The sequence below is a fragment of the Rhodococcus sp. 15-725-2-2b genome, from assembly GCF_002259075.1.
In the GTDB taxonomy this organism is placed as follows: Bacteria; Actinomycetota; Actinomycetes; order Mycobacteriales; family Mycobacteriaceae; genus Rhodococcoides.
On record NZ_NPFL01000017.1, the window covers coordinates 478,242 to 488,461 of the forward strand.

Here is a 10,220-nt window from a genome sequence, read left to right on the forward strand (position 1 = left end):
ATGTGAGGAATTCTTTCGAAGATGGAAGTTCAGAGCGTCCGCCTCGACAGTTGGATCTGGGCGGTTCGGTTGTTCAAGACGCGGTCTGCCGCGGCTGCTGCCTGCCGCGGCGGGCACGTCCGCGTCAACGGAACTCCCGCCAAACCCGGGCATCGCATCGGCCCGGACGACGAGATCAGACTGCGGGCCGACGGAGTCGAGAAGATCGTCGTCGTGGTGCGGGCCATCACCAAACGAGTAGGCGCAGCGGTCGTTCCCGAGTGCTTGATCGATCGCAGTCCGCCGCCGCCACCGAAAGAAGTTCTGGCTTCCGTACCGAGGCGTGATCGAGGGGCAGGCAGGCCCACCAAGCGCGATCGTCGTGAAATCGACAGATTGCGGGGCCTGGGCCTCTAGTGCTCCCGGCTCCGTTCAGTTACCTTCGGTAACGACACGTAGTTCGTACGCGCAAGGAGGTGTGGCATGAACTCCGTCCTGTGGACTCCACGTTTCGCAGCAGTGTATTTCCTGGCAGCAGCGCTGCTGCTCGTTGTGTTTCTGGCCATCGACGCTTCCCTCACCATCGCAGCTCCACTGCTGGTGATACTGGTGGGGCTCGGAACAGCTGTTCTGATTCGCCATCGACAGCGTCAACCGGCCCGCTGATTCGGGCCGCTTCGACGGCAGGGCTGTGCCCTGACGGTGATATGGGTCGTCAGGCGGGTTGTCGTGGTTCCTCGTAACCGGTTTCGTCGTGATTGTCGGGTGGGTAGCGGACTTCTTCGGGGTGGTGGGCGTGATTGATGAGTCCGCGCCGTTTGGGGTCCATTCCGGCGGGTGGGTGCCACTGGGTGCGGCCCGGGTAGCGATGTCGGGCTCCGGTTTTGGTGGTGGCCCACTTGCCGGGTCCGGTGCCGACGAGTGCGTGGTGCATGTCGCAGCCGAAGGTGAGGGAGTCGATGTCGGTGTAGCCGCCGGTGTTCCAGTCGGTGAGGTGGTGGGCTTGGCACCAGGTTGCGGGGCGGGTGCAGGAGGGGAAGCTGCAGCCGCGGTCGCGGGCGATGAGCACGATGCGTTGGTCGGTGGAGGCGATGCGTTTGGAGCGGCCGAGGTACAGGGCTCGGCCGTGGTCGTCGAAGATGGTCAGGTAGTGGTGGGCGTGCGAGGCCATGCGGATCGCGTCGCGGATCGACACCCGTGATCCGGTGGCGGTCATGGCGTAGCCGCAGCCGGCTTCGAGGTCTTTCAGTGTCATGGTGACGATGGCGGTGACGGGTAGGCCTCGGTGGGTGCCGAGGGTCCCGGAGGCGAGGGTGTGCCGGAGCGCGAGTTTGAGGGCGTCGTGTTGGCGTTCGCGTTGGGTGCGGGTATCCCGCGCGGCGGCAGCGTCGCGTGCTGCGGTGTCCGGTGCGTCGTCGGTGTCAGATCCGACGGCGTCGTCGGGATCGGTTGGGTCGTCCGGGTCGGTTGTGTCGCCGGGCTCAGCACAGTCCTCTGGTTCGGTTGTGTCGCCGGGCTCAGCACTGTGCTCTGGTTCGGTTGTGTCGCCGGGCTCAGCAGTGCCCTCTGGTTCGATGGTGCCGTCGTGCCCTGTGCTGCAACCACAGTCGAGGCCGTCACCGCACCGGCCGTCACCGTCGCAGGGATCGTCGCCGTCGAATGAACCGTCGTCCCACAGTCCCGCATTACCTGTCCACCCGTCTGCGGGCTCCGGTAGCGGTGGGGTGTCGGTATCGAAGACACCACCGGATGTGGCCGAATCCGGTTCGGCTGCTGCAGGATCGGGACGCGCACCGTCGCTCGCAGCGGCAGGGTTCGTGCTGTCCTTGCCGCCGGACGAGCTGTCGGTCTCGTCATGCACGACGGACGTCGGGTCGGCGGGGTTGTTGACGCCCGGTTTCGCAGCTTTGGAGAACAGGGCTTCGAGGTAGGCCCGTAGTTCGGGGTCGACGCAGAATTTTCCTTCGGACATTCCGTCGGCACCCTGCTCACCGAGGTAGAAGAACGCATCCCTGCGTTTCGGTGGTCTCGGTGGCTTCCCGTCCTCGTCTTCGTCGTCGTCGTGGTCGCCGTCGGGGTTGAGGATCGAATCCAGGTGCGCCACCAACGGTGCGAAATCGTCGGGTCGCCTGGTCGAGGCGTAGCCCGCCAGTTGCTCGTCGGCGAGCTCGCGCGTCTGCGGATCGACATCCCGGGGCAGATGGCGGAAGAACTCGCGGATCATCTGCACATGCTTGGCATCGAGCAACCCCGCCCGCAACGCAGCAGCAGTGTGCGGCAGCAACGGCGGCAGGACTTCCCCGGAGAAGGCGGTGCGGTCACCCAATTCGGCAGCCAGACGCACCCGAGCACCGGCTGCTCGCGGGGTGATCCGCAGCATCCACGCCACCGACGACGGCACCGATCCCGGATACACATCGAGGCCGTGCTGAGAGATCAGCTCGTTGAGCCAGGTGTACGAGTACGCGGTCAGGGATCTGGTCAGCATCTCCATCCGTTGGATCACCGCGCGCCGGTCCGCGTTCGACCACGCTACCGACGCCTGCCCGGCCAACTCCGCGATCGCGGACTCGACCCGGTCGACCAGTGCCGACAGTTCGGGATCGGACACTTCGGGGGCGGGCGGCACCGTCTCGATGCCGTCCACCCCTGATCCGCCGTCCCCCGAAAGCATGCACAGAATCTATCGCGCCCCACCGACACACTTTCGAACACGCGTTCTCATGGATTCGGGGCGGAGCGAGATGCAGACGTCAGCGACGCTTCCCGCTGCGTCGGGCGTTCGTCTTCGTCTTGGCAACGGGGCGAGCGGGTTTGGAGGGTTGCGCTTTCTTCTTCTTGACCGGTGCCTCGTCCGACGGTCCGCGTGAACTGCGGGTCGAGCGGCCGCGGACGATACCGATGAATTCCTCGATGCGGTCGTCCTCGCGTTCGGCGACCCAGGCCAGTGCAATCTGTGACTGCTCGACATCGGTCACGGGGCGGTAGACGAGGTCCTTGCGGGCATTGAATCGGGCGACCGAGTGCGGCACGATCGCCACCCCGAGCCCGGCGGCCACGTACTCGAACGTCTCGGCAACGGAATTCATCGGCGGCAGTTCCGGTCGACTCCCGGACACGAGTTCGGTTGCCACCGCTGCCCATTCGGGCACGGTCGCTGGCTCGGCGAGCAGATGCTCGTCGGCGAGATCGGTCGCGGTGACCGAATCGAATGCGGCGACCGCGTGGTCTTTCGGGACCACCACCACCTGCACTTCCTGGTACAGACCGATCGCGTTGAGCCCATCGCGATCGATCGGCGGACGAACGAAGCTCACATCGACCGTTCCGTCGCGCAGGGCCGACACCTGTGTCTGCGGCGTCGTCGCCACCACGGACAGCGTGACGTCGGGGAACCGATCCGCCCAGATGCGTGTCCACTTCGTCAGCGTCACGCCTTCGGCGTATCCGATGGTGAAGGTCGTCGGCTCTGCCGCAGCGACCTGCGCGAGTTCCGAGAGCCGATCGTCCTCGGCGATCTCCACCAGGGCTCGCTCGAGCAGATCGCGGCCTTCGGCGGTGAGCTCGGTGGGGGATGCCCCGGGCACGAACAGGTCGACGCCGAGCTGTTCCTCGAGTTCCACGATCGTCTTGCTCAAGCGGATCCGCGAGATTCCGAGCGACCGAGCAGCGCGCGCGAAATGCAGTTGCTGCGCCACCGCCGCGTACCAGCGCAGTGTCTGCACATCGATGTTCACGATGTCGAGCCTATGGGACGAGGAGGGCAGTGAGGGACGGTGGCGTCGAGAGCGCCGACGGCCGGATAAGCTGGTCCGGTGAGCCCGGAGAACAAACAGCAGACCATGAAGCCATTGACCGCGGCGAACAAGCTCGGCATCTACCTTCCCGCAGCACCCGAAGAATTCCAGAACTCGATGATCAGCCGGTCCGACCTGGACGCACTGCGCAGCGATCCGCCGCACTGGTTGACCGACCTGCAGACCAACGGCCCCTTCCCCCGCGACGTCATCGCCAAGAAGCTCGGCGTGTCCATCGCGGGGCTGGCCCGCGGCGGTGTCACCGAAGCGCTGACCACCGAGGCAATCGACGAACTCGTCGCCAGCCCGCCCCAGTGGCTCGTTCGCGAGCGTCGCACCCAGATTCAGGTGCGCAAGGATGCCGAACGCATCAAGGAAAAGCAGGAAGCGCGTCGCACCTCGGGCAACCGACCGACCAAGCTGCGCAACCTCTAACGCGAGACGATCCCGTCGAGGTAGCGCCACCGGCCGTCGATGCGGGCGAAGCGGCTGACCTCACTCATCGAGCCTGCCCCGTCGGGATGCTTGTACCGAGCTCGGAACTCGACCGTTCCCGCGTCGTCGAACATGCCACCGGCGTCGGTTGCGAGAATGTCGAGTCGATACCACCGCTGGTCGGGGTCCAATTCCAGCTCGGCCGGTGCGGTGTCGGGATGCCACGATGCGCGGAGATAGGCCACATCGCCGACGGCGAACGCGGTGAATCGCGATCGCATCAGCTTCTCCGCCGTCGGCGCGCTCGCCTCCCCGCGCAGATACGGCTCGCAACAGGCATCGAACGTGTCACCACTCGAACACGGACACCGTCCGCTCACTCGTCGACAACTTCGACGGAATAGGTGCCCAGTTCGTGCTCGTCCCGTTTGCCGACGTCCTGGATCCAGGTGTTGGCCTCCAGAAGCGTGTCGAACAGTCCCAGTGGAATCGGGTCGCCGCCGAGGGCATTCTTCATGATCACGCGATATTTCCTCACGGAGTCACCCGCCGGACGGTCGCCAGAAACGTTGCGGCGGCAAAGAACAGCCCGGCGAACGTGCGATTCATCGTCTTCTGTTGACGCTGGGATTTCATCAAGCGCAACACCCGCGACGCCAGCGAGGTGTACCCCGTCATCACGAGCATGTCGACCGCGACCATCGTGGCGGCGATCAGCAGGTACTGGACGACGAGAGGCCGTGTCGGATCGAGGAACTGGGGGAGCACCGCGACCATGAAGACGACGGCTTTCGGGTTGCTGGCGTTGACGAGGAAGCCTCGGGCGAGCATCGTCGTGCCACGGTCGGCTACTGCCGGGGCGTCGGCGACCTCGGTCGGGGCTGCCCGCCACTGTCGAACTCCGAGGTAGACCAGGTATGCGACGCCGAACCATTTGATGACGGAGAAGGCCAGCGTCGAGCTCGCCAGAACGGCTCCCAGTCCGACGGCGACGACGCCGATCTGAATCAGCAGACCGATCTGCAGCCCGAAGATGTTCCAGTATCCGCGGCGCAGGCCGTAGCGGAGCCCGGTGGACATCGACGCGATGGCACCGGCGCCGGGGGAGAGACTGATGACGATGCTCGCGCCGAGAAAGGCGAGCCACACTGACCAGGACATGGGTTCATTGAACTACGGCCGTCAACTCCGATTCGGCCCGGTAGGTGTGTCGAACCGGGCGCTGTGGGGTAGACCGCGGACATGGCAGACATCAGAACCATCGACACAGGCCCGCAGCACGTCACCCGTCAGACCGAGGTGCGGGCACCGGCGTCCGAACTGTTCGACATGGTGGCCGATCCGAAGCGGCACGGCGAGCTCGACGGATCCGGCACCGTCAAGGACACCGTGCGCGGTCCCGATCGACTCAGCACCGGTGCGAAATTCTCCGTCGGCATGAAGCAGTACGGCGTGCCCTACAAGATCACCAGCACCGTCACCGAGTTCGTCGACGCCGATCGGCACAAGGTCGTCGAGTGGCAGCATCCGATGGGGCACAGCTGGCGCTGGGAGTTCGAGGAGAAGCAGCCGGGCCTGACCACGGTCACCGAGAGCTTCAAGTACGGCACCGCCAAGGTCCCGAAAATGCTCGAGCTGTTCAAGATGCCGCAGAAGAACGCGCAGGGCATCACGAGCACGCTGCACAACCTCGCTGCTCGCTACGCCTGACCCGAATCTATTCTGACCGGCATGCCGATCGATCCCGATACCAAGAACTGGACCTGGGTACTCGAGCGAGCGTGCCCGGACTGCGGGTTCGACTCGAGCGCCGTCGTGTACGACGACATCCCGGACCTCATCCGCGCCGACGTCGAGCGTTGGGAGGCGGTGCTGCAGCGCAACGACGCAGCACTGCGCCCCGACGACTCGACGTGGTCCGCGCTCGAGTACGCCGCGCACGTACGTGACGCGCACCGCATCTTCCGCACCCGGCTGGCGTTGGTGTTGGCCGAAGACGATCCTGAGTTCGCCAACTGGGATCAGGACGCCACGGCGCTGGCCGAGAACTACAACGCCCAGGACCCAGCGAAGGTGGCATCCGAACTCGGTGACGCTGCGCGCGCCCTCGCGGACGATTTCGCTGCCGTTCCGCCGGAGAACCGGCAGCGGACCGGTCGACGAAGTGATGGATCGAACTTCTCGGTCGAGTCACTGGCCGCCTACTACATTCACGACCCCATCCATCATCTGTGGGACGTGCGGGGCTGAGCCGAATTCGGTGGAACTATCCTGGGTGTTCGAACCACACTGTTTCGACCGAACCCCGGCACCGAACCGACTTCACGAAGGGGCCCACTATGCCTGCCCGCATCGAGCTCGCCCGCGTCGATCTACGCGGACGAACTCCATCCACCGCCGAACTACGCGGCGCACTTCCCCGAGGCGGAGTGGATGTCGATTCGGTGCTGCATCAGGTTCGCCCTGTCGTCGACGCCGTCCGAGAACGCGGCACCGAGGCTGCGCTCGAGTTCAGTGAGAAGTTCGACGGCGTCCGGCCGGATCGCGTTCGCGTCCCGCAGGAAGAACTGGTCAAGGCCCTCGCCGAGCTCGACTCGGATGTTCGAGCCGCCCTCGAGGTCGCCATCGAACGAACCCGTCTGGTGCACTCCGATCAGCGCCGAACCGACCACACCACACAGGTGGTGCCCGGCGGCACGGTGACCGAACGCTGGATCCCGGTCGATCGCGTCGGGTTGTACGTGCCCGGCGGTAACGCCGTGTATCCGTCGTCGGTCGTGATGAACGTGGTGCCCGCGCAGATCGCAGGCGTCGGATCTCTGGTGGTGGCGTCGCCGCCGCAAAAGAACTTCGGCGGACTGCCGCACCCGACGATCTTGGCCGCGGCCCAACTGCTCGGCGTCGACGAGGTCTGGGCGGTCGGCGGCGGCCAGGGTGTCGCGCTGCTCACCTACGGCGGCGTCGACACCGACGGCGGCGAGTTGGCACCGGTCGATCTCATCACCGGTCCCGGCAACATCTACGTCACCGCCGCCAAACGACTGTGCCGCTCGCTCGTCGGAATCGACTCCGAGGCAGGGCCGACCGAGATCGCGATCCTCGCCGACGCCACCGCGGACCCCGTTCACGTGGCAGCTGACCTCATCAGCCAGGCCGAACACGACGTCATGGCTGCCAGCGTGTTGGTCACCGACAGTATCGAACTGGCCGATGCGGTGGACCAGGCCGTCAACGCACAGATGGCATCGACGCGGCACGCCGAGCGGGTGGCCACCGCGCTGAACGGCAGCCAGTCCGGCATCGTGCTGGTCGACGACGTCACGCAGGGATTGGCCGTGGTCAACGCCTACGCCGCCGAGCACCTCGAGATCCAGACGAAGGACGCATCCGACGTCGCAGCCCGGGTGCGCAGCGCCGGTGCCGTGTTCGTCGGAGCGTGGTCGCCGGTGAGCCTCGGCGACTACTGCGCCGGTTCCAATCACGTACTGCCGACGGCAGGATGCGCGCGCCACTCGTCCGGCCTGAGTGTGCAGACGTTCCTTCGCGGTATCCACGTGGTCGACTACAGCGAAGCCGCCCTGAAAGACGTTGCGGCGCATGTCATTGCGCTCGCCAACGCCGAGGATCTACCGGCCCACGGCGAGGCGGTGCGGCTGCGGTTCGAAGGGTTGCGTACCGGTGATGCGTCATGAGTGATGCTTTGGGACGGTCGATCTCGCTGGACGACCTCCCGCTGCGCGAGGCGCTGATCGGCAAATCACCCTACGGCGCGCCGCAGCTCACTGTGCCGGTTCAGTTGAACACCAACGAAAATCCGCACCCGCCGACGCAGGCATTGATCGACGATGTAGCCGACTCCGTTCGGCTCGCCGCCGGGCAGCTGCATCGCTACCCCGATCGCGATGCCGAAGCGCTGCGGGCCGACCTGGCTCGATACCTCACCGAGCAGACCGGCTTCGCCGTCGACACCGCCAACGTGTGGGCAGCCAACGGCTCCAACGAGATTCTGCAGCAGTTGCTCCAGGCCTTCGGGGGACCGGATCGCACCGCGCTCGGATTCGTGCCGTCGTACTCGATGCACCCGATCATCTCCTCCGGGACGCAGACCGAATGGATTCCGGCCAAGCGTCGGGCAGATTTCTCTCTGGACGTCGACTACGCCGTCGGTGCGATCGAAGAACGCAGGCCCGACGTCGTGTTCGTCACCAGCCCCAACAATCCGACGGGCCACAGCATCGACGAGGCGGATCTACGCCGAATCCTCGATGCCGCACCGGGAATCGTGGTGGTCGACGAGGCCTACGCGGAATTCTCCTCCGCTCCCAGTGCCATCGGGCTGATCGAGAGCTACCCCGGCAAGATCGTGGTCAGCCGAACCATGAGCAAGGCGTTCGCGTTCGCCGGTGGTCGGTTGGGATATCTGGTGGCTGCCCCGGCCGTAGTCGACGCAATGTTGTTGGTGCGCTTGCCCTATCACCTCTCGGTCGTCACGCAGGCGGCTGCACGGGCGGCGTTGCGACACGCCTCGGACACTCTCGGCAGCGTGGCCGAGCTCTCCGCCGAACGAGATCGGGTGGCAGCGGCTCTGGGAGACCAGGGTTACGAGGTGGTGCCGTCCGACGCCAACTTCCTGCTCTTCGGCCGGTTCGCCGATGCGGCCGTGACCTGGCAGCGGTACCTGGACGACGGCGTGCTCATCCGGGACGTCGGGATTCCCGGCTATCTGCGCGTCACCATCGGATTGGCGCACGAGAACGACCGATTCCTCACCGTCAGCGCAGCACTCGCATCGACCGAAACAGCAGAGGCACCGAAGTGACCACACCCGCTCCCCGCATCGCCAAGATCGAGCGCACCACCAAGGAATCCGACATCTCGGTGGAGCTGAACCTCGACGGCACCGGCATCGTCGACATCTCCACCGGTGTGCCGTTCTACGACCACATGCTCACCGCGCTCGGAACCCACGCTCGGTTCGACCTGACCGTGCGGGCGAAGGGCGACATCGAGATCGAGGCGCACCACACCGTCGAGGACACCGCGATCGTGCTCGGCCAGGCTCTCGGCCAGGCCCTCGGTGACAAGGCCGGCATCACTCGGTTCGGCGATTCGTTCATCCCGATGGACGAAACACTGGTGCATGCGGCGGTCGACGTGTCCGGTCGTCCGTACTGCGTGCACACCGGTGAGCCCGATTACATGGTGCACTCCGTCATCGGCGGCTACCCGGGCGTTCCGTACTCCACGGTGATCAACAAGCACGTGTTCGAGACGCTGGCGTCGAACGCTCGGATCGCGCTGCACGTGCGGGTGATCTACGGCCGGGATCAGCATCACATCACCGAGGCCGAGTTCAAGGCCGTGGCTCGGGCATTGCGCCAGGCCACCGAGTACGACCCTCGCGTGACCGGTGTGCTGTCCACCAAGGGAAGTCTGTGACCGGTCGATCGGCGCTCGTGCGTTGAACGGCCTGAGCTCCGTCCGTGGTCTTCCGGCCGCGATGGCGATGGGCGCGGCATCGTTCGGCGGCTGGGGATTACTGCTCCCGGTGGTTCCCCTCGCGGTGTCCCAGTCCGGATCATCGGACGCGGTGTCAGCGGCCAGCACCGCGATCTTCATGGCCACGACGGTGATCACTCAGCTGTTCGTGCCGAGCATGTTGATGCGAGTCGGCCACCGCGCGGTTCTGGCCGCCGGGTGTCTGCTTCTCGGGTTGCCCGCCCTGCTGTTCATCGTCTCCGTCGATGCCGTACCGGCGCTGGCGGTGTCCGCGCTGCGGGGCACCGGTTTCGGAATGTTGACGGTTGCCGGCGCGGCCATCGTCGCCGAGCTCGCTCCGACAGCGCTGCTCGGCCGGGCCACGGGTGCGCAGGGGATCGCCGTCGCTCTGGCTCAGATGGTCACGCTGCCACTGGGTCTGGTTATTTTCGCGGCGAGTCCGACGGCCGTGTTCGTACTCGGTGCTCTCGTGCCCGCCGCAGGCCTGATCGGCGTCGCGCTCCTGCCGCC

14 protein-coding genes are annotated in these 10,220 nt (G+C 65.8%); 9 read left to right on the top strand and 5 right to left on the bottom strand.

All coding sequences use genetic code 11. The features are described 5' to 3' along the window. Nucleotides 1-21: 21 nt before the first annotated feature. Together CH306_RS20335 and CH306_RS20340 are read left to right on the top strand one after the other, a co-directional pair. A complete protein-coding gene (locus tag CH306_RS20335; protein WP_032394350.1) occupies nt 22-396 on the top strand; it encodes an RNA-binding S4 domain-containing protein in 375 nt (124 codons plus the stop codon). 66 nt (nt 397-462) lie between these two features. Beyond that, nucleotides 463-645, top strand: a complete 183-nt coding sequence (locus CH306_RS20340; RefSeq protein ID WP_094647747.1) for a hypothetical protein — start codon at nt 463-465, stop codon at nt 643-645. A gap of 49 nt (nt 646-694) precedes the next feature. On the opposite strand, the gene CH306_RS20345 is transcribed toward CH306_RS20340, so the two are convergent. Together CH306_RS20345 and CH306_RS20350 are read right to left on the bottom strand one after the other, a co-directional pair. Beyond that, on the bottom strand, nt 695-2,653 hold the full coding sequence (locus CH306_RS20345) for an HNH endonuclease signature motif containing protein (RefSeq protein ID WP_094647749.1): 1,959 nt from the start codon (nt 2,651-2,653) through the stop codon (nt 695-697). Nucleotides 2,654-2,732: 79 nt separating this feature from the next. Next, the gene (locus CH306_RS20350; RefSeq protein ID WP_094647751.1) at nt 2,733-3,716 is read right to left on the bottom strand and encodes a LysR family transcriptional regulator; all 984 of its coding nucleotides are present in this window, start codon (nt 3,714-3,716) and stop codon (nt 2,733-2,735) included. A gap of 78 nt (nt 3,717-3,794) precedes the next feature. Here CH306_RS20350 and CH306_RS20355 point away from each other — a divergent pair, with 78 nt between their 5' ends. Next, the gene (locus CH306_RS20355) at nt 3,795-4,211 is read left to right on the top strand and encodes a DUF5997 family protein (protein WP_094647752.1); all 417 of its coding nucleotides are present in this window, start codon (nt 3,795-3,797) and stop codon (nt 4,209-4,211) included. On the opposite strand, the gene CH306_RS20360 is transcribed toward CH306_RS20355, so the two are convergent. Genes CH306_RS20360 through rhtB form a run of 3 tightly spaced genes read right to left on the bottom strand, consistent with a single transcriptional unit; the run spans nt 4,208 to nt 5,372 of the window. Next, the gene (locus CH306_RS20360) at nt 4,208-4,591 is read right to left on the bottom strand and encodes a YchJ family protein (RefSeq protein WP_094629243.1); all 384 of its coding nucleotides are present in this window, start codon (nt 4,589-4,591) and stop codon (nt 4,208-4,210) included. The genes CH306_RS20355 and CH306_RS20360 overlap by 4 nt on opposite strands. Then, nucleotides 4,588-4,734 (bottom strand): hypothetical protein, encoded by a 147-nt coding sequence (locus CH306_RS29160; RefSeq protein ID WP_155290785.1) that lies wholly within the window; start codon nt 4,732-4,734, stop codon nt 4,588-4,590. The genes CH306_RS20360 and CH306_RS29160 overlap by 4 nt, the downstream gene beginning before the upstream one ends. A gap of 11 nt (nt 4,735-4,745) precedes the next feature. After that, nucleotides 4,746-5,372: a homoserine/homoserine lactone efflux protein gene (gene rhtB, locus CH306_RS20365; protein WP_032394345.1), complete on the bottom strand. Its 627-nt coding sequence runs from the start codon at nt 5,370-5,372 to the stop codon at nt 4,746-4,748. A gap of 81 nt (nt 5,373-5,453) precedes the next feature. Here rhtB and CH306_RS20370 point away from each other — a divergent pair, with 81 nt between their 5' ends. The 6 genes from CH306_RS20370 to CH306_RS20395 all read left to right on the top strand — a co-directional run. Continuing rightward, complete coding sequence (locus tag CH306_RS20370; protein WP_032394344.1) at nt 5,454-5,921, top strand: SRPBCC family protein; 468 nt, start codon at nt 5,454-5,456, stop codon at nt 5,919-5,921. A 21-nt stretch (nt 5,922-5,942) separates the two neighbouring features. Next, nucleotides 5,943-6,461: a DinB family protein gene (locus tag CH306_RS20375; protein WP_045194968.1), complete on the top strand. Its 519-nt coding sequence runs from the start codon at nt 5,943-5,945 to the stop codon at nt 6,459-6,461. A gap of 89 nt (nt 6,462-6,550) precedes the next feature. Beyond that, the gene (hisD, locus tag CH306_RS20380) at nt 6,551-7,903 is read left to right on the top strand and encodes a histidinol dehydrogenase (RefSeq protein ID WP_094647753.1); all 1,353 of its coding nucleotides are present in this window, start codon (nt 6,551-6,553) and stop codon (nt 7,901-7,903) included. Further along, the gene (locus CH306_RS20385; RefSeq protein WP_094647755.1) at nt 7,900-9,030 is read left to right on the top strand and encodes a histidinol-phosphate transaminase; all 1,131 of its coding nucleotides are present in this window, start codon (nt 7,900-7,902) and stop codon (nt 9,028-9,030) included. The genes hisD and CH306_RS20385 overlap by 4 nt, the downstream gene beginning before the upstream one ends. Beyond that, entirely contained in the window at nt 9,027-9,650 is a 624-nt protein-coding gene (gene hisB / locus CH306_RS20390; protein ID WP_032394340.1) for an imidazoleglycerol-phosphate dehydratase HisB, read from the top strand. Before CH306_RS20385 ends, hisB begins: the two co-directional genes overlap by 4 nt. Before the next feature lie 61 nt (nt 9,651-9,711). Next, nucleotides 9,712-10,220 (top strand): MFS transporter (locus CH306_RS20395; protein ID WP_143546921.1); only part of this gene is annotated, 509 nt, incomplete at its 3' end.